Source organism: Bacillus sp. 3a, assembly GCF_017161885.1.
GTDB classification, from domain to species: Bacteria; Bacillota; Bacilli; order Bacillales; family Bacillaceae; genus Bacillus; species Bacillus safensis.
Map to the genome: position 1 here is coordinate 1,238,658 of NZ_CP067376.1, position 25,987 is coordinate 1,264,644.

The following is a 25,987-nucleotide window of genomic DNA, read 5'->3' on the forward strand; positions in this document are numbered from 1 at the left end:
GTTTAGTACTAAAAAGGAGATTTCATATGAAAACAGTATTTTTAACAGGTGGAACAGGCTTTATTGGAAAGCAATTAGTTGAAGAACTAGTGAAAGAGGATGTGAACATTCTTCTTTTAGTGAGGTCGAAAAGTAAAGCAGCACGTAAGTTTCAAGAAAGAGGCATCTTAAAACAGGAAGTGATGCACTTTGTTGAAGGTGATTTGACGAAAATAGATTTAGGTCTAAGTCCTGAAGATAAAGAGAGGGTATTGAAGACGGATGTGATGATTCACGCAGGAGGCCCTATGGATATTCAAGCGACAAGTAAAGAAGCAGCTTCCGTCTTTTTAAATGGCGCCAAATATATTGGTGAATTGGCTAAAAATATTCATCAATTGAAGGGCTTGCAGCAATTTATTCATGTTGTCGGTTATATGAGCCCCTTTGATGATGAAAATAGCAAGATTGCAATTGATGTGTTTAAAGAAGGAAACGATTATTTGAAAATCAAAAATCCATATGAGAGAACAAAATTTTTAGCAGATCTTTATATCCGTCAACAAGCATCAGCTGTAGGTTATCCGCTGTCTGTCATTAATCCGCCAACTGTGGTCGGCAGTAGTAAAACAGGGAGTACAGAGCAGATAGCAGGATTAGGATTGCTTGTGACAAGTATGCGAAGAGGGCTTATGCCAGTGATTCCTGGAGGTAAAGGATATAGGCTGCCACTGATTTCAAACGATGAGTTTGCGAAGTTTATTGTGCAGGTTTTCAGGATGGAGCAGCCGGCTATTCAAACATATACACTTGTTGAAGACAAAGAGCATGATCAGAACATTGCTGAATTATTAAGTGTGATGTCGGAAAGTATGAATATGAGGGCACCAAAAATCTCTGTCCCAATGCCGTTTATGAAAGCAATGATGAAAAGTGGAGTAAGTAAAATAACAAACATTCCTTCTGATGGACTCAATTTTATGACAAAACGAACATTTTCAAATGCTTCAGTGAAAAAAATGATGGGGGAAGATTGGTTTAAGAAGACGAGTGTCATGAACTTTTTCCCTGCTGTAGTAGCTGATCTGGATTATCGCATGATGGATCAACATGGTGAGCATTATCATGTATTTGAGCGAACATTATGCGATAACAACACCCTTTACCAATTACAAGGAGAAGGGAAACCGTTTATTTTATTACATGGTTTATTGAGTGATGGAGAGGATTTATTCCCTTTAGCACAAGAGCTTCATGAAAAAACGGGTCAGCCTGTATGGATCTTGGATCTTCCAGGTTTGGGGCGTTCCCCATTTAAACGAGAGAAACATCTTCTAGATATCTATTTGAATGTAGTGAAAAAGGTATTGGAGAAAGCGGCTCATGGTGCACATCTCATTGGCCATTCATTCGGTGCGTTTATTCTACTGGAAGCACTGGGACAAGGGTACATAGATAAGAAGTATTCAATCACTTTACTTCAGCCGCCTGTTGCCAAAAAAAATGCTAAATCGCTAAATGTTCCACAATGGATGAACAAATGGGCTTTAAAATTTGCAACTCCTAAAATGATAGAGCGTTATTTATTAAGTAATGGTTTGTTTGAAAGGACGGAGAACATCCCTGAACATTATATTGAAAAAATCAGAAACAGTTTTACGTCTCCTAGAATTTTAAATACGACGGTTCAGCTTAATCAGTTACTATTGAAAAACGATCAAGGGGAATTCAATGACGTAACAAAGAATAAGCTTCATATTATCTGGGGGGAGTATGACAGAGGCTATTCTGCTCCATCGCATCTAGGTAAAGTTGATGTTGTTCCATACGGCCATCATTATCCTCTTAGCCATCCGAGTGAAACGGCAGCTTTGGTTATAAAAAATAGTCTTACTAGCAGTTGAGAATGTGGGATAAATAAAGTATGTCGTAATTGAAATGAAATCGCAGTGCTTGTGATCCCGTCGATGCACACCAACTGAAAGATTTTATAGCACCCTAAAACGAAAAAGGTGATTTTTATTAAAAAAAGCACGATTTTTCGTTTTGGGTCTTTTTGATTAAATAGAAATTAATTAGGTGCATAAAACTCCTCTAAGGTTTTCGTCATATCATCAGATGCAGATTGTAAGATCGCATCTTGTTCTAAAATCGCTGTTCCTTGTGCTCTGACAATATGAAATTGATGAAATCCCATCAAGTTTTGAAATATTTCTTTTAGGTAATGATGTGAAAATTCTAGAGGTGTATATCGATCGTTATTTGTGAAAATTGAGCCGCTTGCTTGAAGTAAAAGTACACGATAATCGTCAGTCATCAGACCAACAGAACCATTTTCTGTATATTTGAACGTTTCTCTCGCAATAAAGATATTATCTATATAATCTTTCATTCGTGAAGTCACATTGAAGTTATGAACAGGTGACACGATCACAATTCGATGATGTGCTTTGAATTGAGCCAATAAAGCAGATGAAGCAGCGGCGATTTTTTCCTCGGCAGCCGTTAATGCTTGTTTGGATGCTTGCTTATCCCAAATCCCTAGCAGCTGTTCTTTTTCGATACGAGGAATTTCAGTTCCATATAAATGTAAAATGGTTGGTTCCTCATGAGGAAACCTTTCTTTAAATTGTGTTAAAAATAGTGTTTGCAGTTTGTTTGAATAACTTTCTCGATGAGTGAAATCTGCGTGCGCGTTAATGATTAATGTTTGCATATACATGCTCCTTTTCTTTTGATAAGCTGAGTATAAATGATAAAGGTGACAAAAGAAGTCACCTTTTTAAGAGGGAAAACAAAATGAAAAAATCAGAACGATTAAACCTAGAACTTATTTTTTTAAGCGATAAACACTCTTTTCAGTTAAAGGACTTACAATCTGAATTTGGCATTTCTAAAAGGACGGCTTTAAGAGATATAGAAGAGTTAGAGTCAATGGGCTTAGCTTTTTACGTTGAAAATGGCAGACACGGAGGATATCGACTGGTGAATCAATCTCCATTGGTTCCTATTTATTTCAATATAGAAGAAGTCCAAGCTATTTTTTTCGCTCTTAAAGCTCTTGACCTGGTGTCAGCCACACCATTTAAAAAATCCTACTCACAAATTCGGCAAAAGTTGTTTGCCACAATGTCCGATGAGAAAAAGCAAATGATTACGGAGACTTTGGATGTGATTCATTACTATAATGTCGCACCAGTTAGTGAACAAAATCATTTGGAATTGATTTTACAGGCAATGATGAAAGATCAAATCGTGAAGATGACGTACACTCAATATGAAAATAAATGGATCAGGCTGCAATTTCTTGAGTTATTTTATCGAAATGGCATTTGGTTTTCTCAAGCATATGATGTTCAAAATAAAAAGTGGGGCATCTACAGATGTGACTTTATGAAGGACATGGTGATTGAAGAAGAAATCAGAGACACATTTACAAAGGAAGAATTAAAAGAACTGCAGCTCGAATATGAAAAAACTTATCATGATATCTCATTTAAATGTCGATTAACGGAACAAGGAAAAGAAAAGTTTTTAAAGCATCATTACCCAAATATGAGATTGGAGATCATTGATCAGATCCCTTATATTGTCGGTGGATACAACCAAGAAGAATTATCGTATATGACTCATTATTTGATGTCATTTGGGAAACATGTGAAAATTGAATACCCAGATGAATTGAAAGAAAGTTATTTGAATCAATTGCGAGAAGTGATTAACAAGTATTGAATCAAAAAAATGAATATACTACAGAAAAGGCGAACCACTAAAGTTCGCCTTTTCCCACTCTTTTTAACTACTATTATTTCAGTTACTTCGCCACATCCATTGTATTTGTTTTCGGTTGATCATCAACCTTCCCATATGTCAGCTGACGCCAAATAAACTCCATCGGGCCATATTTGAACCGCTTTAACCATAATGTACTAAAGAGCACGAGGAAGACATAAACCCCGAGTCCAATCATAAACGTGCCAGCAGGCTGAAGATAATCAGCAAGTCCGGCTCCGTATTTCAGAAATAGCATTGTGCCAATGATGGAGTGAAGCAAATAACAGGTCAGTGACATGCGTCCGACTTTGGTAAAGACCATCAAAGCACCTCGCAGCTGAGGGACGTGAAGAAACAGCATCGCAAGTGTACTCATATAAAACATACTGCCTGTTAATCCGCCGTTTTGTTCAAGGGCAGAGGCTATGTTCATCCACAGTGTATTTTCAAAAGGATTGACCGCTGTTATGATCGTACTGCCTTGGGTGATGAGAAAAGCGATGGCAAAAATGACCCAAATGCGATTCCAAATCGCTTTTTTCGCCTCCATGTTTTTGAAAAACTCCATTTTCACAAAATACACACCGAGTAAAAACATGAAAAACATAGAATAGACAGTAGAAAAAGAGCCGGAAGCCATTGTCACCATATCTGTCCACCGGTCACTAATTGATGCTAAATAAGTCAGACTGTTGTGGCTGGTCAAATCAAAATCTGCAAAATCCGGCTTGCCTGATGATCCTGTACTGATAGTACTTAGCAGCATCGTGAAAAAAGGTGTGAGCAATTGAATCACAAAGAGTGTGATCAACCAGTATCCGATAGTTTTGGCTGTGCGTTTGTAAAAGAAAAGCAATAAAAAGCCAGCGACTGCATAATAGGCCAAAATGTCACCAATCCAAACAAAAGTTAAATGCAGAAGGCCAAATCCTAAGAGAATGGTTAATCTGCGGGCAAACAGCTTGTTCGGACTGTCCACTTTCTGAGCAGCTCGATCCATAAAAATCATAAAACCAACCCCGAATAGAAAGGAGAACAACGTAATGAATTTCCCTGAGGCGAACCAATTCACCACATTGTGAAAGACATCATTTGACAGCATGTCAAATCCCTTGGCCGAATCCACGATCAAAAAGTAATTGACTAGAATAATCCCCATTAAGGCGAACCCTCGTACAATGTCCAAGAAATGAACCCGTTCCCGCAGACTCATCGGTTGTCCGTGTGCTACTTTGTTTGCATTCATATCCATGCTCCTTTTCTTGTTATGATAATGTGATTCGGATCAATTCATCGATCCTTACAATGAATCAATATACGGTCCAATTCTTAACAATTTATGAAGATCCAATTTTTTGAAAATAAATGTGACAAATTGATGGCGTATGATCAAATTCATAAACTGTTAAGGTTTATGCTGTATCTTTTCACATAGCTAGATGATATATAGTAAAGACATAAAAGAAAGAGCAACACATTACATGAGGTGAGAGACATGACCCATCGAATATTAGTCGTAGAAGATGATCAGGATATTGGTGACCTTCTGCAGGAATCCCTTTCACGTGCAGGATATGAGGTGCTAAGAGCGATGAATGGCGAGCAAGCATTGAAGTTTGTGGACGATTCGCTCGATTTGGTGATTTTGGATGTGATGATGCCGGGGCTCTCAGGCATCGAAACGTGCCAGCAGATAAGAGCCTCTTCTAATGTCCCGATTCTATTTCTAACAGCCAAATCAAGTACATTCGATAAAACCGAAGGCTTACTTGCCGGCGGGGATGATTATATGACAAAACCTTTTTCACAAGAGGAGCTTCATGCTAGAGTGATTGCACAATTACGCAGGTATACTGTCTATCAGGAAAAGAAGGAACAGGAAGAGACCTTTCTTGTTGGGGGCAAACTGAAGGTAAGTGAAGAATTTAATGAAGTATGGAAAGAAAACCAGCAAATTAAGCTGTCTGATCTAGAATATCGGATGTTAAAACTGCTTATGAGCAGGCGAAACAAAATCTTTTCAGCCCAAAATATTTATGAAAGCGTGTGGGGACAGCCTTATTTCTATTGTTCCAACAATACGGTGATGGTGCATATTCGAAAGCTGCGTGCCAAAATTGAGGATGATCCTGCGCGTCCTGTATATATCAAAACTGAATGGGGAAGAGGATATCGATTTGGCACATCCACATCGTAAATATACACTGGCCAAAAAGCTTGCACTGCTGATTTTGGTGGCTGCAATTGTGAGTGGTATTGTCTTTTTGACGCTGCAAAAGATCACCAATGATTTGATCGATGGATATTTGAGTTCGGACGAGTATTACGATCAGGAATCAGCCAAGTACATTCAAAAATTCAGCCGCTATGTGTCTGAGAATGAGCTGTCTTCAACGGATCGAAAAGCGTTTGGCGAGTGGGTGAAAAAAGAGAATTACATTAATTTGACCATCTTCAAGGATCAAGTGCTGCAATATGACTCTATTTATTCCGCTGCCGATGAATCGGCGTACGGAAAAGAAAAGGTGACCCAGTACGCTGAGCAACATTCGTTTCCTGTTCAGTTTAGCGACGGTGAAGGTCGGGTCATGGTGGATGGTTTCTATTCGTCTCGTTACCACGATCTTGCGTTTACACTCGAGCTGCTCGGAGCAACGCTTATTTTTCTCCTCATGGTTCTTCTCGGTATTCGCAAAAGTCTGCGCTACCTGCAAACGATTCACCAAGAGATACATATTCTTGAAGGCGGAGAGCTGGACTATGAGATGACGGTGAAAGGGCATGACGAATTAGCGATGATTGCCAAAAGTATTGAGGACCTTCGTAAAGCTTTTTTGGACAAGCTTCAAGCCATTGATGAGCTGCAAGATGAGAGCCGCAGCTTGGTCACCGAAATGTCCCATGATATGAGGACACCGCTGACGTCGCTGATGATGAATTTGGAGTTTGCGAAAAAAGAGGAGGCTGGAGCGGATACCCGTAAGGATCAATATATAGCAAGTGCTTATGAAAAAGCACTGCAATTGAAAAATCTATCTGATAATCTGTTCGCCTATTTTCTACTTGATAAAGAACATGAACCTGAGCTTGAGACAGTTGCAGTCAAAGAGGTCATTTACGATCTCTTATCAGATCAGGTGGCGATTTTGCAGCAAGAGACATTTAAGGTTCATCTTTTAGGAGAGCTGCCAAACAGCTATATCAATGTGAATGTTGAGGAGCTTGGCCGAGTGTTTGATAATCTGATGTCGAACATACTGAAATACGCTGACCCGAAAAAAGATATCAATCTCACGTTTCTATCCGACCAAGTAATTTTTGAGATCCATATCAGCAATGCGATAAACGAGACAAATGACACGCAGGAAAGCACTGGACTTGGTGAACGAAGCATAAAACGAATGATGTCCCGCATGCACGGGCAGTTTGAAAGGATGGAAAAGAACGGCGTTTACTACATCGTGCTGCGTTTCTGGCACATCAAAATATAGGTGGCAAATGAATAACATGGAATGGAGAGACAATCTAATAAAACGATTCAACAATTTCCAAAAGATACCTGATCTCTTGCAAGGCCTTCTCAATATCTGTCTGTTCTTTTTGGCCATCGCTTTAAGCGTTCTCTTAATCAGTGAAACATGGTACATTGTCCAATTTGTTTATAAGACACTGTTCAACAAAGGAGAAAGCTATTATGGAATGCTTGGGGAACTGCTGATCTTCTTTATGTACTTTGAGTTTATTGCCTTAATTATTAAATACTTTAAATCCAACTTTCATTTTCCGCTTCGCTATTTTATTTATATAGGGATCACAGCGGTCATCCGTTTGATTATCATTGATCATGAAGAGGCGGTATCGACGTTCTGGTGGGCGCTGGCCATACTTGCTATGACTTGTGCACTCTTTATCGCGAGCAAAAGAGATGCTGCCCAAGAGCATGAGGAAGTGAAGTAAGGAAAGAGGGCGAACGATGGACGTTCGTCTTTTTCGTTAGATAATTGATCATGGTCTATTTGTATTTGATCAGTCCGATATATGGAGTGATCAAATCATGAATTCTTTCACCTACACACCTTTGTTTGCTAATTCAAAGAGATAGCAGACAAGCCAGGTTTTTGTGGGATATCAGTCACATAATAATTCCTGTAAAAAAACACCAATAAATGAAATGCTGCTAAAGAACACAACATTCACTTATCGGTGTTTTTACTTTATGGATTATTAATTACCCTCATAATAAGCATAGAGTCCAGAGCTTCCTTTAAAATACCAATTCATTCCGTATGCTGTGAAAGAGTTTGCAAAAATAGCTGTGTCGGAGTACATACATAAGTAAGGCTTGTTTGAGTTGCGAAATTTCCGTAAAATATCTGCGGGACAGGCCGTCTCGAAATTGCTTGTACGAGCAACGCCATCTGAACTTTTTGCTGGTGAAGATGAAGTAGCATTTGCTGCTGGAACATACGAAGAAAGAAGTAACCCAAAAGAAAGAGCGACGCCAGTCATTGTTTTTTTCCAATTCATTATGATCATTCCCCTTCCAAAAATTGTATTTGTTACAACTTCATTATAGGAAAATAGATAGCGTCAAAAAAGAGACGAAAGAATTATATTTTCCACAATATGTTATTTTGTGATTAGGAGATTATCATCTGTTATTTTTATATTTTACATTGACACCATCTTTTTCTATGATAAAATCAAATTGTGATAATGAGAATCGTTATCAAACGATATGACTACATATAGAATGGATAGGTGAGGTACATGTTCAAGAAATCTTTTTGGTCGCTATTAGTTGTGCTCTCCATCGTTTTACTTGCAGCTTGCGGCAGCAATAGCAGTAACGGCAAGTCAGATAGTAAAGAGAAAACAAGAACCGTTGAAAGCGCTATCGGTTCAACTGAAATTAAAGGATCGCCTAAACGTGTGGTGACACTGTACCAAGGAGCAACGGATGCAGCAGTCGCTATGGGCATTAAACCAGTAGGTGTTGTTGAATCATGGCTTGAAGCACCTACGTATAAATATTTAAGAAATGACTTAAAGGATGTTAAAATTGTTGGGCAGGAAACACAGCCAAACTTAGAGGAAATTGAAAAGCTCAAGCCTGATTTGATCATTGCATCGAAAATCCGTCACGAGCAAATTTTTGATCAGCTGAAAGAAATCGCTCCAACTGTTGCAACTGAAACTGTGTTCACATTTAAAGATACAGTGAAGTTGATGGGTGAAGCGTTAAACCAGGAAGACAAATCAAAAGAATTGCTGACAAAGTGGGATGACCGCGTCGCTGATTTCAAAGAAAAAGCGAAAAAAGACATCAAAAACTGGCCGATGAGTGTATCTGTGGTGAACTTCCGTGCAGATCATGCTAGAATCTATCAAACTGGTTTCGCAGGATCCATTTTAACAGAGCTAGGCTTTGAAGGACCTAAGAATGTCAAAGATAAAAAGCAAGACATCATTACACTGACAGACAAAGAGAGCATTCCGCAAATGGATGCAGATGTGATCTATTACTTTATGGATGAAAAGGATAAAGCAGTTGAAAAAGCATATAAAGAGTGGACGAGTCATCCTTTATGGAAGCAGCTTGACGCAGTGAAAGCGAAACAGGTGCATAAAGTAGATGAAATCACTTGGAACATGGGCGGCGGTATTATCGCTGCAAACATGATGCTTGATGATATTTACGATCGTTTAGGAATTGATAAATAAGTCGTAACAGAGGAGAAAATGTGAATATACCATTTTCTCCTTTTTTCCATAACAGATTGAAAGCGGGAATCAGATGAGAAGTTTAATAAAAAAGGATTCAAGCAAGGCACTGCTTTTTGCTGGATTCATTGTGTTGATGTTGGTCTTTTTTATGCTCAGTATTTCCCTTGGGCAAACCTCAATTTCCCTCAAAGCCACCATCCATGCTTTTCTTCAATTTGATGAATCGGATCCAAACAGTGTCATTGTCATGACATCCAGATTATCAAGAGCTTTAATTGCAACAGTCGTTGGCTCAAGCCTGGCGATTTCAGGTGCACTCATGCAGGCATTGACGAGAAATCCGCTTGCGGCGCCTGATTTATTAGGAATTAATGCAGGTGGACTATTTTTTATCGTGATTTCGATTGTTTTCTTTTCAACAGAGTCGTTAACAAGCTATATGTGGACAGCCTTTCTAGGCGCAGCGATTGCAGGGATGCTCGTTTTTCTATTAGGTTCTATTGGAAGAGATGGATTGACACCGGTCAAAATAGTCCTTGCAGGTGCGGCGATATCTGCACTGTTTGCGTCTTTTACACAAGGTCTTTTAATCGTGAATGAACAGTCGATTCAAAGCATTTTGTTCTGGATGGCTGGGTCAGTGTCTGGAAGAAGCATTGATATGTTAATCCCTGTTTTGCCTTATATTTTAGGTGCGACTGTAGTGGCGCTGCTTCTTGGACGTTCTATTAATGTTCTTTTGTCGGGAGATGATATTGCCAAAGGACTTGGCCAGCGTACACTGCTGCTGAAAATCACGATGGGTGTACTCGTTGTCTTTTTAGCAGGTGGTTCCGTCGCTGTTGCTGGTTCAATTGGTTTTGTTGGTTTTCTTGTGCCGCATATTGTGAAAAAGCTCGTTGGGCCTGACCACCGCTGGGTACTGCCGTATTGTGCCGTTGTGGGGGCGTCGCTTTTACTTGCTGCGGATCTGGCGGCTCGTTTTCTGATCATGCCGCAAGAAGTGCCGATTGGTGTCATGACGGCGGTAGCAGGAGCGCCTCTATTTGTTTATCTCGTGCGCAAGGGGTTGAAGACAGGTGGCTAAAACATATACAGTGCGTTCTAAAGGCGGGCGCATTTCATTTCAATTTTCAAAGCGGACGTTTTTGATTTTACTTTTATTGACGGCCATTGCCTTTGGCTTATTTATTCTCAGTCTCAGTATGGGAAGCCGGTTCATTCAGCCGGTCGATGTGCTGCTTCATTTAATCGGTCAGGGAGAGGGGAATTCCTTTGTGTTAAATACACTGAGGATTCCACGAACGCTGCTGGCTGTCTTAGTTGGATCCGCACTTGCGGTATCAGGGCTCATTTTGCAAGGGTTGATCCGCAACCCGCTGGCATCACCTGATATCATTGGAATTACAAGTGGTGCTTCGTTTGGTGCGATTATGTTCATCGTCTTTTGGATGGGCACTGTGCCTATTGCTTATCAATCCTTATGGGCGATTGCAGGTGCTTTTGCGGTATCGAGTCTGATCTATTTGCTTTCATGGAAAAAAGGGGTCAAGCCGATTACCCTTGTTCTAATGGGAATTGGGATTTCTGCCATTATGAAGGCATGTGTGACGTTTACGCTTGTTCTTAGTGATACGATGACAACGACAAAGTCTTACATCTGGCTGACGGGGAGCTTATATGGTTCGACGATGAAAGACGTCACTGCGATGCTTCCTTGGGTGATGATCATTTTACCGATTGTCATGGTGTTAGCAAGAACGATGAATGTAAAAGAACTTGGCGATGATCTTGCAACAGGTCTCGGGGTAAAAGTGCAGGCGAAACGATTATTCTTTCTCCTGATGAGTGTGACATTGGCTGGTGTTGCAGTCGCATTTGCAGGCGGCATTGAATTTGTTGGACTCATGGCGCCGCACGTTGCACGGATGATTATTGGACGTTCATTCATAGCGCTTGTTCCAGCATCTGCGCTAGTTGGAAGTATTCTCGTGATGCTGGCTGATCTTGTGGCTAGAACCGCATTTCTACCGTTAGATGTTCCAGCAGGTGTATTTACGGCAGCTATTGGTGCACCGTTCTTTATTTATTTGTTATATCAACAGCGCAATCGATAAACAGAAGATGGGGGTTTTGATATGAGGCCAGAGTGGGTTGAGAGAGAATTACTTGATTTTGGGGTACACATCACAAATGGACCTATGACATCTGATCGCACACTTGCTGCGCTTTTTTCAGAAGCAGCCGTCATACGTTTATTAGAAGCTGAAAAGGAAGCGATGCATGCACCGAATCTGGCGGTAGCAGCTTCTATGTTTTCAAAGCGGTACGCCTACTTAGCCGTCAGTTCCTATTTATACTTGATGACGCTGTATGACGGTGTCTATCAGTTTCCACCAGCAGCATGTGCATTTAGAGAGGATCGAAAAATTGAAATGGATGAGGCGGCGTGTTCGTTTGTTCCACTAGAAGGAGACAGGCATGAGTGGAGAGAGAAGGTCGTGCGTGCGCTGTTTACGGAGTGTGTCACGCCTCTTTTAGACGTGCTGAACCGCACATCAAAACTCTCTTATCGTATTTTATGGGAAAATGTAGCGGTTCGAATCAACTCTCTTTATCGAAGCATGATGCGGGAAGCGGAAGAGCCTGCGGTGAAGCAGCGCGTGCGGGAGGATTATCTGTATCTGAAGCAGGCGGCTGGAGATGTTTTTGGAGCTCAGCAAAATCCATTTCAGCACAGCCTAAACCTAGACGACAGTTTACTTGAAACATCCAACCGGAAGACCTGCTGTATGTATTATAAGCTAGAGAAAAAATCGGAGAGTCTCGATTATTGTCTTGTTTGTCCGCTTGAAAAAAAGAAAGGCACTGCTTGCTCGTAGCAGTGCCCTTTTTTTATTCCCAAATCTCACTTGCCCATTCAGGATGATCAATAAAAGGGTTGCGGTTGTGCTGATACGTTTGATATATGATCTCGTTGCGGTTCCGTTCGATTTGATCAACTGGATCTTGCTTGTGCCATTTGAGAAGTACAGACATTTTGCCGTGAAGAGGAGAGCTTCCATTATTTACTTTGTCATTCAATTCTAAATCTGGAAATCGGTCATCACCCTCGTAGCGAACCGCCATATAAAAGAGCATTCTCGCAACATCTCCTTTGACCCGGCTGTGCGGTTCGAATGAGTCGCTGTCGTAGAAGTTGCCCGGCGCTCCTTTGTATTCATTACCACCCGTGTCAAAATCTAAATTTCCACGTGTGCTGTTCGTTTGCACATCTGCCGCACGAAGGTGGTGGAGATCCGTCCCAGGCCCTTGGCTTGTCCCAAAATTGCCGTGAGACTTGGCCCAGACATGCTCCCGATTCCACTGGCCCACATTTCCGCCATTCGACTGCTTTGAACGGGAGGCACCACTATAAAGCAGTAGCACATTGTTTTGGTTATTGGGGTCTTCATCTGTTTTCTTTAAGGCATCCCAAACCTGGCTGTAGGATAACTGCGTATGGTCATCAATGATATCGTGTAAGGCTTTCTTAAGAGCGGGTCCTGATTTGCCAGCAGCAGATTGGTAATAGGAATCGATTTGACTTGTGGCGGCAGTTTGCGTTTGTTGTGCAGATGTTTCGTTTTGAAGCTGTAACGGGGAAAAGGTGATCGTTTGACTAGGTTCACTCAGATTGAAACCTTGAGCATTTGCAGCTGGAGGCAGCGGGGCGGCGAATGTGCCGAATATCATAATTCCGGCGGCCACAGTTCCAAATAAAGTTCTTTTCATTCGATTTCCTCCTTGAAAGGGAATGTATTCTCTTTATTTCTATCATATTGCCATGAAGAAATAAATGGATTTCTCGTAAATTTTATGTAATAAGTTTATAGGAAAAGAGATTGCTATTTTAGGCGTATTCCTGTATAAGTGGGCTTATAAGGATGGACAGCAAGGGAGAGGATGGATCACGTGAAAGAACTGCAAACACCTTCAAGAACGATTATGACACCGGGACCCGTTGAAGTAGACCCGAGAGTGCTCCGTGTGATGAGCACGCCAATTCTTGGTCAATTTGATCCAGCATTTACACACATTATGAATGAAACAATGACCTTATTGCGGTCACTTTTTCAAACAGAAAACAAATGGGCTTATCCAATTGACGGTACGTCCCGTTCAGGGCTTGAAGCTGTGCTCGCCAGTGTGATTGAGCCGGGAGATTCAATGCTTGTGCCTGTCTTTGGCCGCTTCGGTCACCTGCTCATTGAAATAGGGCAGCGCTACGGTGCTGAGGTACATACAATGGAATGTGAATGGGGGACGGTTTTTGACCCTGAAGACATCATTCAAGAAATAAAACAGGTCAAGCCTAAAATCGTTGCCATGGTTCATGGTGAAACATCCACCGGACGATTACAGCCGCTCAAGCAAATCGGGCAAGCATGCCGGGCTCTTGATGTGCTGTTTATTGTAGACGCTGTGGCGACCATTGGCGGTGTCGAGGTAAAAGTGGACGAATGGAAAATAGATGCGGCGATTGGCGGCACGCAGAAATGTTTATCTGTTCCATCAGGTATGTCACCTATTACGTATAATGACCGAGTCGCAGCTGTCATTGAATCGAGAAAGAAAGTAGAAAAAGGCATTGCGACACAGGATGAATTACAAAAACAAATGGACATTTCTCCAATCAAAAGCAATTATTTTGATTTAAGCCAGCTTCAGGATTATTGGAGCCCAAGACGATTAAATCATCATACAGAAGCGACAACGATGCTTTATGCACTGCGAGAAGGGGTTCGTCTTGTGCTGGAAGAAGGGCTGTCTGAACGTTTTCAAAGGCATGCATTTCATGAGAAAGCCTTGATGAAAGGTCTTGAAGCAATGGGGCTTGAATTGTTTGGTGATCCAGATTGTAAAATGCCGGTTGTGACCTGTATTGTCATTCCAAGTGGTATTGACGGAGAAGCGGTCCGTGCCGATCTGCTCCATCATTTTGGGGTTGAGATTGCAAGCTCCTTTGGACCGCTTGCCGGCCGTATATGGAGAATTGGGACAATGGGCTACAGCTGCCGAAAGGAAAATGTGCTGTTTGTGTTAGCAGGGCTGGAAGCGATTCTCATCAAACACGGTGCGTCTATCCATTGCGGAGCAGGGCTTCAGGCGGCTCTTTCTATCTATGAACAAGCTGAATAACGAGCTCCAACATACTCGCCATTGGCGGGTATTTTTTATTTGGAAAAGAACACTAATTTTTGAAAAACTAGACTTATAGATGAGGTTATCGCTATACTGGAGAAGTTCTTATCATTTTTGTCATCATTTTCATTTATTTGCAGAAAGAGGTTTTTTGTATGAAGAAGATGGGCAGATTATACATTTTGATGCTCAATATTTTTATTGCCATGCTTGGCTTTGGCCTCATTGTACCTGTTATGCCGAGTTACATCGAAGCCTTTGGTGCAACAGGAAAAACACTCGGTTTTCTTGTCGCTGCAACAGGTTTTACACAATTTGCGTTATCGCCGGTTGCCGGGGCACTGACCGATCGATTTGGACGAAGAAAATTGATCATTGCCGGGATTGCGGGTTTTACGATTGCTCAGTTTATTTTTGCTTTTGCTGATCAGCTTTGGATGCTGTTCGTGTCTCGATTTTTAGGCGGTGCTGCCGGGGCTTTGCTTATGCCGGCCATGTTTGCATACATCGCTGATATCACAAGTGAAAAGGACCGAGGGAAAGGAATGGGTCTATTCAGTGCAGCGATGACACTAGGTTTTGTCATTGGGCCGGGCGTAGGCGGCTATTTGGTTGAGTACGGGATCGCATTTCCATTTCTGATTGCCGGTTCCTTTGCTGCTCTTTCTACTTTGTTATCCATCCTCTTCTTACCTGAAACTTTAACAAAGGAAAAACAGGAAGAGGCGCGGCTTAACAAGGATATTCATTTCAATCCTTTTGTACAAATGATCGAGGCTCTAAGGACATCGTACGGCTTTTTGTTTATATTGGCCTTTGTCCTCAATTTCGGAATCATTCATTTTGAATCGATTTTCGGCTTATATGTAGACCAAAAACACGGATTTTCACCGAAGGATATTGCGTTTGTGATTACGGTTGCGGGTCTTGCCGGGGTGCTTGTTCAAGGGGTGTTAGTGAATGCCTGTGTGAAACGATTTGGAGAGATGAGAGTCGTCCGTTATGCGCTGTTAGGTGCGGCTTTCATGCTGATCGCCTGCCGTTTTGCGCCGTCCTTTTGGTTGATTTTTACGGGTTCGATTTTATTTTTATCGGCTACGTCATTTGTCCGACCAGCCCTCAATACATTGCTGTCCAAGATGGCAGGCAATCAGCAAGGGGTAGCAGGCGGTCTCAATACATCCTTTATGAGCCTTGCCAATATCGTCGGACCGAGTCTTGCGGGTATATTATTTGATGTGAATATTGAGTATCCTTTTATGTTTGGAACACTGGTGCTTTGCGTAAGCTTCGCTGCATCCATCGTGTGGGGGAAAAAAGTGCAGCATGCTTCGGCAGCTTCTTAAATTTTGCTGATAAAAAACCGATCAGGACGAATTGATCGGTTTTTTATGATGGGCATCATCTCTCATATTTCACGACAGGTGATTTTTCTTTATGAAGCGCACGAATCATCGCTTCATCTACGTGTAAATGCTCTTTCACTAATTGAGGCGGGGTTAAGGCCATCCACTGATTCAACGAAATATCTGCAAACCGGTCACTTTTAAAAATTTCTAAAAACCAAAGGCTCGTTTGGCCGATATTTTGGATGTAATGTCCCATACCAAAAGGAACATATCCAACATCACCTGCTCTGTAATTAAAGGTGCGGGCAGTACCTCCTGCTCCAAAGACCGTCATTTTAGCTGTACCTGTTAAATAGTATTGCCACTCATCGTTATTAGGGTGCCAGTGCATTTCTCTCATGCCGCCAGGTTTTACTTCAACAAGTGCAGCCGCAATCGTTTTTGAAATCGGGAAATTCCGTGAATCGACAATTCGGACGGTTCCGCCAGAGGTCGTTATCGGGTTTTGACGAAGGAGCTGGTACGTAAATGGCGGCTTAATGCTCCCGTATGGATCAGATACCATTTGGCTTTCTAAGGATGACGGCGGCGAGCCTTGAAACATATAGCGCTGCTTATTCGGAATATGGTCAAACAATTTCTTAGAAACACCAAAATTGGCGGAGAGAATCTCTTTCGGTGTATGGGCAAACCAGTCTGTGATCGTGAATGTATCAAATTCAGAAAAATCGCCATCATCAAATACAAGAAGAAACTCACAACCATCCTCAAGTCCTTGAATGGAGTGCGGGATACCAGGCGGGAAATACCACAAATCGCCTTCTTCTAGATCAGCAATCATATTTCGCCCTTCTGCATCTACAGATGTGATGCGGGCTTTGCCTAAAATCATATACGCCCATTCCGCCTGCTTATGCCAATGAAGCTCACGAACACCTCCGCGTGTGAGCCGCATGTTGACACCTGCAATCGTTGTTGAAACAGGCAGCTCCCGCTTTGTAATTTCCCTCGACCAGCCGCCGTGATTCAAATGCATGTGTGTATCAGAAAAGGAAAATTTTAAATTTGGGATTGTTCCGGCATCGGTTTTAGGCGGAACGAGCATATCTGGGTTCTCTATATCTCGAAGGACATCGCGCGGGCCTAAGTCGGTGGCACCTGCGCCATCCTTTCGAATGGGCTGCGGGATGTGACGGAGCTCATCATCCATTTATCATCCCTCCTTGAGTCTCATTTTTCTCCTCCAAACTATATGAAGCTTCAGTAGAAAAAATTCAATCAGAATGGGATGAGAGAAACATTTGAATACGGAAGGCTAAGCGCAGCCGCAATGTTGCGTCAGAATCTTTTAAGCTGATTCGAAGCAATTCTTCACACTTCTCGAGGCGATAAATGACCGTGTTGCGATGAATGGACAAGCGTTTGGCTGTTTCTGAAATGTGGCAATGGGTTTCTAAATAAACAGATAAGGTGTGAAGAAGGCTTGGATCGACTTGTGATGATTCAGATAACGGGTGAAGGTGCAGCTGGTGAAACGTGATCATATCCTTTCTTGGAATGAGCCTTAGTAAATCTGGCACATCCTTTGCTTGATAAAATTGAATATATTCAGTCCGCGATGAGAGATGTCCGGTTTGAAGAGCCTCTAATGCTTCATTGTAGCCTTCAGACAGATGGGAGATGTGGCAGCCCGTCAAGCTCACCCCAAAAGAAATAGTATGATTCACTTGCAGTTTAACAAGCATCTGCAACTGTCTTAAAAAAGAGCTGAGCCTGTCGCTAACCTCCGGCCAACTGCCAGTCTCCTCCATCAATACAACACCCATATCACCTTTTAAAAACAGAAAGGCAGGAAATGGGCAGCTTGGAAGTGCACTTTCGAGCAGATCAACCATTTGATCTAAAACCATTTGCTGCTTCATAAAACATGTGGTATCACTGCGCTCGTCAAGCTGACAGATCATACATAGATAGCGGCATTCGGCGTTTAATCCAAATGCCTGAGCGAAATGTAAGGGATCTTGCTGGGAAGAAGATGCCCTCTCTATCCATTTGCGAAAGCCCTCATTTCTAGCACGCTTGGCCGTTTGCAGGGCGGCATATTGTCTCATACGTGCAATCGACATTTCGTTTACTGATTTTGCAATGATCCCATGCAAAGTTTTATTCTGCGGGTGAATGAAAGAAAGGATGACCAGATAATCACATGTTTGTTCGTTTAGATCAATTGGAAAGATGGAAAAGGTTTGTTTTGCATGTATCATTGAAAAAGAATGAGTTGTCCTGCTTTGAAAAAAGGGGAGAATGTGCATCCATTCTGAGCTTGTGATCATGGGGTGCGAGGTATAGAGAATACGTCCATGCTGGTTAAACAAATAGATGGGCTTGTGAATCTTTTTGGCCATTTTTTGTAAAATTTCAAACTGGTTATCGTCTATGTTCATATCCACTCAATCTCCTTTATTGGTGAAGATGAATAAAAAAATGGACAATCACTGTCAGCATCTCTGATATGCATTTTATGTTATCAGCTAAAATCATTATAGATAGAAAGTTGTCAATTAATATAACAAACAAACAGAGCGTCAGGACAAAATCACGTGCCGCCAGTCATCTTCATTCAGAATTACGAGCAAATATGATATGTTGTAGACAGAAGAATTTCTTTCAGAAAATATGGGTATCACAAGAAACAAAGGCTTCGAATGAGGAAGCCGTCTATACATGAGAGTGGCAAGAGGTGAGAAACATGATTTATATCGGATTAACTGGCTGGGGAGATCATGACAGTCTTTATCCGCCGAGAATCGGCAGCGCGCAAAAGCTGTTTCACTACGCGTCAACGTTTCCGATTGTGGAACTGGATGCCAGCTTTTATGCGGTTCAGCCTGAGCGTAATCATGAAAAGTGGATAAAGGATACCCCAGATGACTTTCAATTTGTTGTGAAAGCCTACCAAGGAATGACTGGACATCAAAGGGGCGAGATTCCGTTTGCTTCGAAGGAAGACATGTTTGATGCATTTATTCTTTCGCTGACTCCCCTTATTCGTGAAGGGAAACTAGCCATGGTGCTCTTTCAATTTCCACCTTGGTTTGATTGCAAAAAAGAGCACGTCCACTATTTAAGATGGTGTAAGGAGAAGATGGGCGATATTCCATGTGCCCTCGAATTCCGAAACCGTACATGGTTTTCAGATGAATTTTATGAGCAGACTTTGTCCTTTATGGAAAAGGAAGGATGGATTCATTCCGTCTGTGATGAACCGCAAGTCGGAGAAGGCTCCATTCCGCCGGTCATACAAGCTACACACCGTGATAAAACATTGGTCCGATTTCATGGAAGGAATAAACAGGGCTGGCTTCACCCGGCAGACCATGAGAATTGGCGTGAAGTGAGATACTTATATTTATATAATGAAGCTGAATTAAAAGAGTGGAAAAAGAATCTCGACATCCTGCATCAGCAATCGAAAGATGTCTATGTCGTGTTTAATAATAACTCCGGCGGAGATGCAGCGGCAAATGGCCAGCAGATGATTGATTTGCTGGATATCACCTATTCAAACCTGTCTCCGAAGCAGTTAGATTTATTTAGTTAACCGAGAGCTGACTGAAGCTTTCAACCTGAATGAGACGGTCAGTGACAACTTGAGGGAGAGATCAACATGCTGCAGAAGCTATGGTTATATCATACAAACGACTTGCACAGCCACTTTGAGAACTGGCCAAAAATTGCAGCTTATATTGAAGAAAAGCGTCAAGTTCACGATCAGATGCTCTTGTTTGATATTGGCGACCATATGGATCGAGTGAACCTCGTATCCGAAGCGGATTATGGAAAGGTAAACGTCAAGCTCCTCAATCAGCTTGGCTATGATGGAGTCACGATCGGGAATAATGAAGGCATTACGCTTCCCCATGATCAGCTGGATCACTTGTATGAGAATGCACAATTTCCAGTGGTGCTGTCTAATTTATTTGAGAAAGGCAAAAGGCCATCATGGGCAAAGCCCTATCATATGATCACAATGGAAAACGGACTGAAGCTCTGTCTCTTAGGTGTGACCATTGCGTATACACCTGTATATGAAAAGCTGGGCTGGAACATTACTGATCCGTTTGACAGCATACGGGACATGCTGCAGGAAGTGAAGGGACAGGCAGATGTCATTGTGCTTTTATCTCATCTCGGTATCATCCATGATCGAGAGGTCGCCCGTGATTTCCCTGAAATCGACATCATCCTAGGTTCACACACGCATCATCTGTTAGAACAAGGTGAAATGGACAATGGTGTGCTGCTTGCATGCGCTGAAAAGTACGGGCATTATATTGGATGCGTTGAGCTGACGATCGATACAGCGCGCAAAGAGCTGATAGAGAAAAAAGCGACAGTACAGTCAGTGGATCAGCTCATCAGTGAATCAGATGAAGCCATCACCACCTTGCAGCAGGCAGAAAGAAGAGCGAAAGCACTCATGCAGGAAAAAGTGACAACGATTGAGTGGAAGCTAGAAACGAAGTGGTTCGACGATTCTCCGCTTCCGCAGCTCTTAACAGATGCCATTAAAGATTGGTGCGGAGCAGATATTGGCATGATGAATGCAGGTATGGTACTTGATTCATTAGAGGCAGGGATCGTCACAAGAGAAGAAATCCACCGGATATGTCCGCATCCCATTAATCCTATTCGGGTGACGCTTACCGGTCAACAGCTTATCGAAACGGTTCAGCGGGGCTGTGAAGAAAAAATGGAACAGCTGCGCATCAAGGGCTTCGGCTTTAGAGGTGAGCTGATGGGGAAAATGCTATATAGCGGCCTCAGCTATACATTAGAAGAAGGCGAGGCCAAACGGGTGAAGGATGTCTTTGTACATGGTCAATTGATCAAAAAAGACGCCTCCTATACTGTTGGCACAGTCGATATGTATACATTAGGCTCTCTTTTTCCTCATATCCGTGATCATGAACACATTGAATATTTTATGCCTGAATTTTTACGTGATGTTCTGACATGGCGCTTGAAGGAAGCAACATGAAATCCGCTTCAGCCTAACAACACGCGCCCTCTTTTCACATAGATTGTGATGAGAGGAGTGAAGGGATTTGGTGAATTTAACACCTATTACAATTGATGGCCATTCCTTTACAGCGGTCACCGTCAAGCTGCCGAAGACAAATTTCATGGCAGTAACAAATGAACACGGGTATATCATGTGCGGTGCACTTGATGTCGGGCTCTTGAATGAAAAGCTTGCAGATAGAGGAATTATTGCAGGAAGAGCAGTTGGTGTAAGAACCATTGAGCAATTGCTCGATGCTCCTTTAGAATCTGTGACATACGCCGCAGAAGCACTGGGTATCTCTGCTGGAACAATTGGAAGAGATGCATTATTAAAAATGGTGAAATAAAATAGAGAGATGATTCCTATCCCCCCGCCTGTCTGCATACACATGTAATGGAGAAGGGGGGATTTTTTATTGAGAATGAACCGCCGTTATCGCCCCTACAAGAAGGGCCCTTTGCCATTTCGTTACGTTATGCTGCTTGCCATTTTATTCTTTGTGCTCTCAACCGTAATTAGTTTATTTTTTATCAACCGATCCATTAAACCAACCCTTATTCACATTGCTGAACTAGAAACAGAGCGCATCGCCAATCACCTCATACAATATTCAGTTCAAGACTTTGCAGATGATCAGGAGAATATGAAGGATATGGTGGTCATGAATACAAGTGAGAACGGAAAAGTGACGACCATTGATTTTAATGCGCAAGCAACATCGAAAGCAATGGCTGACCTCTCGCGTCATCTTCAAAAAAATTTAGAGGACATTGAAAAGGGGAACTTTCAAAAAGAGGCAAAAGAAGCATTAAAGGATCAAACAGATGGACATGACGGCATTATATATAACATTCCGCTTGGGCAGGCATCCGGAAATGCACTCATTGCCAACCTCGGACCAAAAGTACCTGTACGCTTTAGTGTGATTGGTGATCCGCATACGGACGTTGAAAAAAATATTAAGCCTTATGGCATCAACAATGCCTTGATTGATATTAGTGTTCTGATCGAGGTCAAGGTAAGAGTCATTATTCCATTTGCCTCTGAAACAATCGTAGTGAAGAACTCTGTTCCTGTCTCCATACAAGCCGTTCAAGGAGACGTACCAGATTATTATAATGGCAGCGGAACAAACTCAGGTGCTCCATCAATTGTTCTTCCAGAAAAAAAGAAGAAAAAGGAATAACAGCCCAACAATGATTGGGCTGTTCTTTACTTTCGTTTCCGTTCAGCTCTTTCCCACGCCCTCAAATGAGGATATGGATCAAATGACCATTCCGTTCTGCCGTTGTCTTTGTACATGCCATAGTGAAGATGCGGCGGAAACTTTCCTGCAGTGCCTGGAGGACCGTAACCGGAGCTTCCGACAGATCCAATCACCTGGCCAGGTTCAACAATTTGACCTGTCTTGAGTCCTTTCGCAAAGCCATTTAAGTGAGCAAAGTAATGATAATGATTATGAATATCTCGAATGCCTATCCGCCAGCCGCCAAAGCGGTTCCAGCCTTTCATTTCAATCACGCCATACGATGTCGCACGAACGGGAAGTCCATAATGGGCAAATAAATCGGTTCCCTCATGAATTCTCCTTCCTCCAAACCCTCTCGCATCTCCCCATGTACTTCGGTAGCTGTAGTCAGCTCCAACCGGAAGAGGAAAAGCATGCTTTCCAAGATCAAGATGGCCGTAGTGCTTATATAGCTTCATAAAAGATGAAATGATTCCAACGGTTTGATCACGTCCATAATAGTCCCATAAGCCAATTTTTAATTGATCAATATTGCTGCCGTAGTGAAGCAAGTATTGTGCAAAAGTGAATAATACATCCTCATCGTCATCGCTGCTTGCTTTGCCATCCCCATTCCCATCAAGACCAATTCCATCAAACACTTTAATGCTTAAAGGAGAGGTATCCTGTTTATTCGGGTTTTCTGGTCCAATCCACATTTCCCGGGGAATGTAGATGCCAATGACGCCTTTTTGTTTCGGTAAATCTCTTCTGCTTTTTCGAATATTGTGTTCATACTGATCAACTGCAGCAAGTACATACCATGGAACCTGAGTTGTGATGGAAACTTTTTCATATAGGGCCATTCTTTGTTTCAATTCATCTGGCTGCTTGCCCGTCCCTTTTGCATGAACAGGTAAAGGGAGCATTGAAAGAGCAATCATGATGGCTAAAACCACTTTCACAAACGTCCATCTCCTTTCATCGAGCATCATCTTCTACCGTTTAGTGTGGTTAGAACACTCTATTTCATAAGAAGAAAATGTTAGTAATTTTCTTCTGTTTTTTTAGGAGGCTTTTGGGTATTTTTGCAGCTCATTCCCTTGTTGTTCAATCTGTACTATGTTAAAGTGTCTAAAGAAAAGGCTTTAGGCCGAAGATTCAATTTTTTGCAGCTTCTTGGCTGCATCCATCGTATATAGCAGGAAGATTTTTGTAGATGCACCTTTAACGAATTCATATGGAGATGATGGAATTGGCAAAGAAGGAAGAGCACGTAAGAAAACCGGACTGGCTTAAAATTAAGCTGAATACGAATGAAAACTATACCGGTTTGAAGAAAATGATGCGGGAAAACAACCTGCATACCGTTTGTGAGGAAGCAAAATGTCCGAATATTCATGAATGCTGGGCAGTGAGAAGAACCGCTACATTTATGATCCTTGGATCTGTTTGTACGCGCGCATGCCGTTTCTGTGCGGTGAAAACTGGACTTCCAACTGAGCTTGATCTGCAAGAGCCAGAACGCGTGGCAGATTCAGTAGCCTTAATGAACTTAAAGCACGCTGTTATAACAGCGGTTGCAAGGGATGATCAAAAGGATGGCGGCGCAGGTGTGTTCGCTGAAACCGTTCGTGCGATTAGAAGAAAAAGCCCATTCACGACCATTGAAGTTCTCCCTTCAGACATGGGCGGCAATTATGATAACTTGAAGACGTTAATGGACACGCGTCCTGACATTTTAAATCACAACATTGAAACAGTTCGCAGATTAACGCCAAGAGTTCGTGCGCGTGCTACATATGATCGTTCATTAGAATTCTTGCGTCGTGCAAAAGAAATGCAGCCCGATATTCCAACAAAATCAAGCATTATGATTGGACTTGGTGAAACGAAGGAAGAAATCATTGAAGTCATGGATGATCTTCTTGCCAATAACGTGGATATTATGGCGATTGGCCAGTACTTACAGCCTTCGAAAAAGCATTTGAAAGTTCAAAAATACTACCATCCGGATGAGTTTGCAGAGCTGAAGGAAATTGCGATGTCAAAAGGCTTTAGCCACTGTGAAGCTGGGCCGCTTGTGCGCTCTTCCTACCATGCAGATGAACAAGTAAACGAAGCGTCTAAAAAGCGTCAGGCGCAAGCGTAACAAAGAAAACGCCAGAGCTCTCTGGCGTTTTTTCTCGTATTAATTTTGGCCGTAAGGGGCGTTTCTTCTCATTGTACGGTCTGAATTCGTCATCCCATTTGCATCTTCTTGATTCGATATGTTCCCGCCTTGAGGGGAATACTTCATTTGCTGAATCGTTTTGGTTAAAATTTGGTCAAAATCACGTGAATTGGTTTGAAGACGTGAAAAATTGGCAATGGATTGAAAGTGCTCTGGATTATCAGAGACGTATACATGATAATAACGAGGGAGAACAGAAACCGCCGTTTTCTTTACTTGATCGGCAGATTCATCACGGTTTTTGTTTCCTGTTCGATACACGATGAGTGCATCCTCATCTGTCACAAGTGTGGCTGCTTCTTTGATGTTTGGCAGCTGCACCGTTAGACTTGTAATCACGTGGGCAAGATGCTCACGATTTAAAGCAGGGGTTCTTTCTTTCTGATCCGTTACTTGCTGGCGCTGATAACGAACATATCCTGCTTTGTTTGTATCTGCTTCTGGCATATTGGAATTATTTCCTTCATGACGATCCGACAGACGGATGGTTTTACTTGAAGAATCTTCCTCCACTTGCCGGTTCATACCTGATTGAAAGCCGCACCCGCCTAAAAGCATGCTGAGGAGAATCGCGGCAGTCAGTTGTTTCTTCATAAATGTGACCTCCTTTTTCCTTTAGCTTCGGCTAAATCGGAAAAAACATGCTTTAGCAATTGATGGAGTTCTTCCAATGAATTATCATTAAAGATGGATCGTTTAAAAAGAGGTGAGAAGATGATCGTCGTTCAGAATGCTACCTTTGATCTTGTAAGAGATATCAAAGACGGCTTTAATGAAGAAGCGTTTAAAGCAAGGTACTCAGATATTTTAAATAAGTATGATTATATTGTGGGGGACTGGGGCTATAATCAGCTCAGGCTGAAAGGGTTCTTTGATGACCAAAACCAAAAGGCCACATTTGATACTAAAATCAGCACACTCGATGAATACATTTATGAATACTGTAATTTTGGCTGTGCCTATTTTGTCTTAAAACGAATCAGAAAATAACGCAAAGGGGAGCGTCATGATGTATTTCGTAGACAGAAAAAAGATTGAAGAGACATTACGTTTTTTCGAGGAGCAATATGAGTTGTTGCAGAGTCATCAAACATGGACAAGTCCTCTAGAGAAAAAAGCGCTGGAACGAATTGTTCATTTGCTCGTCGAATGTATTCTTGATACCGGAAATGACATGATTGATGGCTTTATTATGCGTGACCCAGGAAGCTATGATGACATCATGGATATACTTGTTGATGAAAAGGTTGTACCAGAAGGAGAAGGAAGTCAGCTGAAAAAGCTTGTCTCATCCCGCAAAACACTTGTGCAGCAATATCAGGAAGTAAATCATCATGACTTATTGCAGGTGATCAGCGAAGTAGAGCAGGCACTAGAGGTCTTTCCAAGCCGCATCCGTACCTACTTGGAGCAGGAGCTTGGCCCAGTATCAGCGTTTAAATAAA

At 42.0% G+C, this 25,987-nt stretch carries 26 protein-coding genes; 18 read left to right on the plus strand and 8 right to left on the minus strand.

Annotation, left to right across the window (positions count from 1 at the left end):
* Positions 1 to 26: 26 nt before the first annotated feature.
* Positions 27 to 1,883, plus strand: coding sequence for an alpha/beta fold hydrolase (locus JJ692_RS06055; RefSeq protein WP_122632055.1), 1,857 nt, complete (start codon positions 27 to 29; stop codon positions 1,881 to 1,883).
* 167 nt (positions 1,884 to 2,050) lie between these two features.
* Here the strand turns inward: JJ692_RS06055 and JJ692_RS06060 are convergent, their stop codons facing one another.
* Complete coding sequence (locus JJ692_RS06060) at positions 2,051 to 2,695, minus strand: FMN-dependent NADH-azoreductase (protein ID WP_206534330.1); 645 nt, start codon at positions 2,693 to 2,695, stop codon at positions 2,051 to 2,053.
* An 83-nt stretch (positions 2,696 to 2,778) separates the two neighbouring features.
* Between JJ692_RS06060 and JJ692_RS06065 the strand changes: the two genes are divergently transcribed.
* On the plus strand, positions 2,779 to 3,711 hold the full coding sequence (locus tag JJ692_RS06065; RefSeq protein WP_206534331.1) for a helix-turn-helix transcriptional regulator: 933 nt from the start codon (positions 2,779 to 2,781) through the stop codon (positions 3,709 to 3,711).
* An 82-nt stretch (positions 3,712 to 3,793) separates the two neighbouring features.
* On the opposite strand, the gene JJ692_RS06070 is transcribed toward JJ692_RS06065, so the two are convergent.
* On the minus strand, positions 3,794 to 4,999 hold the full coding sequence (locus tag JJ692_RS06070; protein WP_206534332.1) for a DUF418 domain-containing protein: 1,206 nt from the start codon (positions 4,997 to 4,999) through the stop codon (positions 3,794 to 3,796).
* Positions 5,000 to 5,248: 249 nt separating this feature from the next.
* Between JJ692_RS06070 and JJ692_RS06075 the strand changes: the two genes are divergently transcribed.
* Genes JJ692_RS06075 through psiE form a run of 3 tightly spaced genes read left to right on the plus strand, consistent with a single transcriptional unit; the run spans position 5,249 to position 7,710 of the window.
* Positions 5,249 to 5,950, plus strand: coding sequence for a response regulator transcription factor (locus JJ692_RS06075; protein ID WP_025094146.1), 702 nt, complete (start codon positions 5,249 to 5,251; stop codon positions 5,948 to 5,950).
* Positions 5,931 to 7,244: a HAMP domain-containing sensor histidine kinase gene (locus tag JJ692_RS06080; protein ID WP_206534333.1), complete on the plus strand. Its 1,314-nt coding sequence runs from the start codon at positions 5,931 to 5,933 to the stop codon at positions 7,242 to 7,244. The genes JJ692_RS06075 and JJ692_RS06080 overlap by 20 nt, the downstream gene beginning before the upstream one ends.
* 16 nt (positions 7,245 to 7,260) lie before the next feature.
* A complete protein-coding gene (gene psiE, locus JJ692_RS06085; RefSeq protein WP_206534334.1) occupies positions 7,261 to 7,710 on the plus strand; it encodes a phosphate-starvation-inducible protein PsiE in 450 nt (149 codons plus the stop codon).
* Between the two features lie 267 nt (positions 7,711 to 7,977).
* Here psiE and JJ692_RS06090 read toward each other — a convergent pair whose 3' ends face one another.
* Positions 7,978 to 8,280, minus strand: coding sequence for an LCI fold-containing protein (locus JJ692_RS06090; RefSeq protein ID WP_206534335.1), 303 nt, complete (start codon positions 8,278 to 8,280; stop codon positions 7,978 to 7,980).
* A gap of 243 nt (positions 8,281 to 8,523) precedes the next feature.
* Between JJ692_RS06090 and JJ692_RS06095 the strand changes: the two genes are divergently transcribed.
* The 4 genes from JJ692_RS06095 to JJ692_RS06110 all read left to right on the plus strand — a co-directional run bounded on the left by JJ692_RS06095 (position 8,524) and on the right by JJ692_RS06110 (position 12,362).
* A complete protein-coding gene (locus JJ692_RS06095; protein WP_024423382.1) occupies positions 8,524 to 9,477 on the plus strand; it encodes an ABC transporter substrate-binding protein in 954 nt (317 codons plus the stop codon).
* 73 nt (positions 9,478 to 9,550) lie between these two features.
* On the plus strand, positions 9,551 to 10,567 hold the full coding sequence (locus JJ692_RS06100) for a FecCD family ABC transporter permease (protein ID WP_024423381.1): 1,017 nt from the start codon (positions 9,551 to 9,553) through the stop codon (positions 10,565 to 10,567).
* Positions 10,560 to 11,597, plus strand: coding sequence for a FecCD family ABC transporter permease (locus JJ692_RS06105; protein WP_024425988.1), 1,038 nt, complete (start codon positions 10,560 to 10,562; stop codon positions 11,595 to 11,597). Before JJ692_RS06100 ends, JJ692_RS06105 begins: the two co-directional genes overlap by 8 nt.
* 21 nt (positions 11,598 to 11,618) lie before the next feature.
* Positions 11,619 to 12,362 carry an IucA/IucC family C-terminal-domain containing protein gene (locus JJ692_RS06110; RefSeq protein ID WP_103131580.1) on the plus strand — a complete coding sequence of 248 codons (744 nt, stop codon included), beginning with the start codon at positions 11,619 to 11,621 and terminating at the stop codon, positions 12,360 to 12,362.
* Between the two features lie 13 nt (positions 12,363 to 12,375).
* On the opposite strand, the gene JJ692_RS06115 is transcribed toward JJ692_RS06110, so the two are convergent.
* Positions 12,376 to 13,254 carry an endonuclease I family protein gene (locus tag JJ692_RS06115; RefSeq protein WP_206534336.1) on the minus strand — a complete coding sequence of 293 codons (879 nt, stop codon included), beginning with the start codon at positions 13,252 to 13,254 and terminating at the stop codon, positions 12,376 to 12,378.
* A 171-nt stretch (positions 13,255 to 13,425) separates the two neighbouring features.
* On the opposite strand from JJ692_RS06115, the gene JJ692_RS06120 reads away from it, so the two are divergent.
* Both JJ692_RS06120 and JJ692_RS06125 read left to right on the plus strand, forming a co-directional pair.
* Positions 13,426 to 14,661 carry a pyridoxal-phosphate-dependent aminotransferase family protein gene (locus JJ692_RS06120; protein ID WP_206534337.1) on the plus strand — a complete coding sequence of 412 codons (1,236 nt, stop codon included), beginning with the start codon at positions 13,426 to 13,428 and terminating at the stop codon, positions 14,659 to 14,661.
* A 158-nt stretch (positions 14,662 to 14,819) separates the two neighbouring features.
* Entirely contained in the window at positions 14,820 to 16,010 is a 1,191-nt protein-coding gene (locus tag JJ692_RS06125) for an MFS transporter (RefSeq protein ID WP_206534338.1), read from the plus strand.
* Between the two features lie 55 nt (positions 16,011 to 16,065).
* Here the strand turns inward: JJ692_RS06125 and JJ692_RS06130 are convergent, their stop codons facing one another.
* Positions 16,066 to 17,223: an oxalate decarboxylase family bicupin gene (locus JJ692_RS06130; RefSeq protein WP_206534339.1), complete on the minus strand. Its 1,158-nt coding sequence runs from the start codon at positions 17,221 to 17,223 to the stop codon at positions 16,066 to 16,068.
* A 64-nt stretch (positions 17,224 to 17,287) separates the two neighbouring features.
* On the minus strand, positions 17,288 to 18,457 hold the full coding sequence (locus JJ692_RS06135; RefSeq protein WP_206534340.1) for a PucR family transcriptional regulator: 1,170 nt from the start codon (positions 18,455 to 18,457) through the stop codon (positions 17,288 to 17,290).
* A gap of 305 nt (positions 18,458 to 18,762) precedes the next feature.
* Between JJ692_RS06135 and JJ692_RS06140 the strand changes: the two genes are divergently transcribed.
* From JJ692_RS06140 to yunB, 4 genes are all read left to right on the plus strand, one after another.
* Positions 18,763 to 19,614, plus strand: coding sequence for a DUF72 domain-containing protein (locus tag JJ692_RS06140; protein WP_044331225.1), 852 nt, complete (start codon positions 18,763 to 18,765; stop codon positions 19,612 to 19,614).
* A 66-nt stretch (positions 19,615 to 19,680) separates the two neighbouring features.
* The gene (locus JJ692_RS06145; protein WP_206534341.1) at positions 19,681 to 21,054 is read left to right on the plus strand and encodes a bifunctional metallophosphatase/5'-nucleotidase; all 1,374 of its coding nucleotides are present in this window, start codon (positions 19,681 to 19,683) and stop codon (positions 21,052 to 21,054) included.
* 67 nt (positions 21,055 to 21,121) lie between these two features.
* Complete coding sequence (locus tag JJ692_RS06150; protein ID WP_024425980.1) at positions 21,122 to 21,427, plus strand: YunC family protein; 306 nt, start codon at positions 21,122 to 21,124, stop codon at positions 21,425 to 21,427.
* Positions 21,428 to 21,496: 69 nt separating this feature from the next.
* Positions 21,497 to 22,267, plus strand: coding sequence for a sporulation protein YunB (gene yunB / locus JJ692_RS06155; RefSeq protein WP_024423371.1), 771 nt, complete (start codon positions 21,497 to 21,499; stop codon positions 22,265 to 22,267).
* A gap of 26 nt (positions 22,268 to 22,293) precedes the next feature.
* Here yunB and JJ692_RS06160 read toward each other — a convergent pair whose 3' ends face one another.
* Positions 22,294 to 23,238, minus strand: a complete 945-nt coding sequence (locus JJ692_RS06160; RefSeq protein ID WP_224426661.1) for a M23 family metallopeptidase — start codon at positions 23,236 to 23,238, stop codon at positions 22,294 to 22,296.
* Between the two features lie 326 nt (positions 23,239 to 23,564).
* Between JJ692_RS06160 and lipA the strand changes: the two genes are divergently transcribed.
* Entirely contained in the window at positions 23,565 to 24,461 is an 897-nt protein-coding gene (lipA, locus tag JJ692_RS06165) for a lipoyl synthase (RefSeq protein WP_008360456.1), read from the plus strand.
* 39 nt (positions 24,462 to 24,500) lie between these two features.
* On the opposite strand, the gene JJ692_RS06170 is transcribed toward lipA, so the two are convergent.
* Positions 24,501 to 25,136 carry a YhcN/YlaJ family sporulation lipoprotein gene (locus JJ692_RS06170; RefSeq protein WP_206534342.1) on the minus strand — a complete coding sequence of 212 codons (636 nt, stop codon included), beginning with the start codon at positions 25,134 to 25,136 and terminating at the stop codon, positions 24,501 to 24,503.
* Positions 25,137 to 25,256: 120 nt separating this feature from the next.
* Here JJ692_RS06170 and JJ692_RS06175 point away from each other — a divergent pair, with 120 nt between their 5' ends.
* Together JJ692_RS06175 and JJ692_RS06180 are read left to right on the plus strand one after the other, a co-directional pair.
* Complete coding sequence (locus tag JJ692_RS06175) at positions 25,257 to 25,532, plus strand: YutD family protein (protein ID WP_024423368.1); 276 nt, start codon at positions 25,257 to 25,259, stop codon at positions 25,530 to 25,532.
* 19 nt (positions 25,533 to 25,551) lie between these two features.
* Positions 25,552 to 25,986, plus strand: coding sequence for a DUF86 domain-containing protein (locus tag JJ692_RS06180; RefSeq protein WP_073207287.1), 435 nt, complete (start codon positions 25,552 to 25,554; stop codon positions 25,984 to 25,986).
* The last annotated feature ends 1 nt before the right edge of the window (position 25,987 follow it).

Excerpts from the sequence above, each read along its gene's own strand:
- JJ692_RS06140 (WP_044331225.1), top strand. The coding sequence starts at position 18,763 with ATGATTTATATCGGATTAACTGGCTGGGGAGATCATGACAGTCTTTAT.
- JJ692_RS06145 (WP_206534341.1), top strand. The coding sequence starts at position 19,681 with ATGCTGCAGAAGCTATGGTTATATCATACAAACGACTTGCACAGCCAC.
- JJ692_RS06125 (WP_206534338.1), top strand. The coding sequence starts at position 14,820 with ATGAAGAAGATGGGCAGATTATACATTTTGATGCTCAATATTTTTATT.
- JJ692_RS06065 (WP_206534331.1), top strand. The coding sequence starts at position 2,779 with ATGAAAAAATCAGAACGATTAAACCTAGAACTTATTTTTTTAAGCGAT.
- JJ692_RS06170 (WP_206534342.1), bottom strand. The coding sequence starts at position 25,136 with ATGAAGAAACAACTGACTGCCGCGATTCTCCTCAGCATGCTTTTAGGC.
- JJ692_RS06090 (WP_206534335.1), bottom strand. The coding sequence starts at position 8,280 with ATGAATTGGAAAAAAACAATGACTGGCGTCGCTCTTTCTTTTGGGTTA.
- JJ692_RS06130 (WP_206534339.1), bottom strand. The coding sequence starts at position 17,223 with ATGGATGATGAGCTCCGTCACATCCCGCAGCCCATTCGAAAGGATGGC.
- JJ692_RS06070 (WP_206534332.1), bottom strand. The coding sequence starts at position 4,999 with ATGAATGCAAACAAAGTAGCACACGGACAACCGATGAGTCTGCGGGAA.
- JJ692_RS06075 (WP_025094146.1), top strand. The coding sequence starts at position 5,249 with ATGACCCATCGAATATTAGTCGTAGAAGATGATCAGGATATTGGTGAC.
- JJ692_RS06060 (WP_206534330.1), bottom strand. The coding sequence starts at position 2,695 with ATGCAAACATTAATCATTAACGCGCACGCAGATTTCACTCATCGAGAA.
- JJ692_RS06120 (WP_206534337.1), top strand. The coding sequence starts at position 13,426 with ATGGATCACGTGAAAGAACTGCAAACACCTTCAAGAACGATTATGACA.
- JJ692_RS06110 (WP_103131580.1), top strand. The coding sequence starts at position 11,619 with ATGAGGCCAGAGTGGGTTGAGAGAGAATTACTTGATTTTGGGGTACAC.
- JJ692_RS06095 (WP_024423382.1), top strand. The coding sequence starts at position 8,524 with ATGTTCAAGAAATCTTTTTGGTCGCTATTAGTTGTGCTCTCCATCGTT.
- JJ692_RS06100 (WP_024423381.1), top strand. The coding sequence starts at position 9,551 with ATGAGAAGTTTAATAAAAAAGGATTCAAGCAAGGCACTGCTTTTTGCT.
- psiE (WP_206534334.1), top strand. The coding sequence starts at position 7,261 with ATGGAATGGAGAGACAATCTAATAAAACGATTCAACAATTTCCAAAAG.
- JJ692_RS06180 (WP_073207287.1), top strand. The coding sequence starts at position 25,552 with ATGTATTTCGTAGACAGAAAAAAGATTGAAGAGACATTACGTTTTTTC.
- JJ692_RS06175 (WP_024423368.1), top strand. The coding sequence starts at position 25,257 with ATGATCGTCGTTCAGAATGCTACCTTTGATCTTGTAAGAGATATCAAA.
- JJ692_RS06160 (WP_224426661.1), bottom strand. The coding sequence starts at position 23,238 with ATGCTCCCTTTACCTGTTCATGCAAAAGGGACGGGCAAGCAGCCAGAT.
- JJ692_RS06135 (WP_206534340.1), bottom strand. The coding sequence starts at position 18,457 with ATGAACATAGACGATAACCAGTTTGAAATTTTACAAAAAATGGCCAAA.
- JJ692_RS06055 (WP_122632055.1), top strand. The coding sequence starts at position 27 with ATGAAAACAGTATTTTTAACAGGTGGAACAGGCTTTATTGGAAAGCAA.
- JJ692_RS06115 (WP_206534336.1), bottom strand. The coding sequence starts at position 13,254 with ATGAAAAGAACTTTATTTGGAACTGTGGCCGCCGGAATTATGATATTC.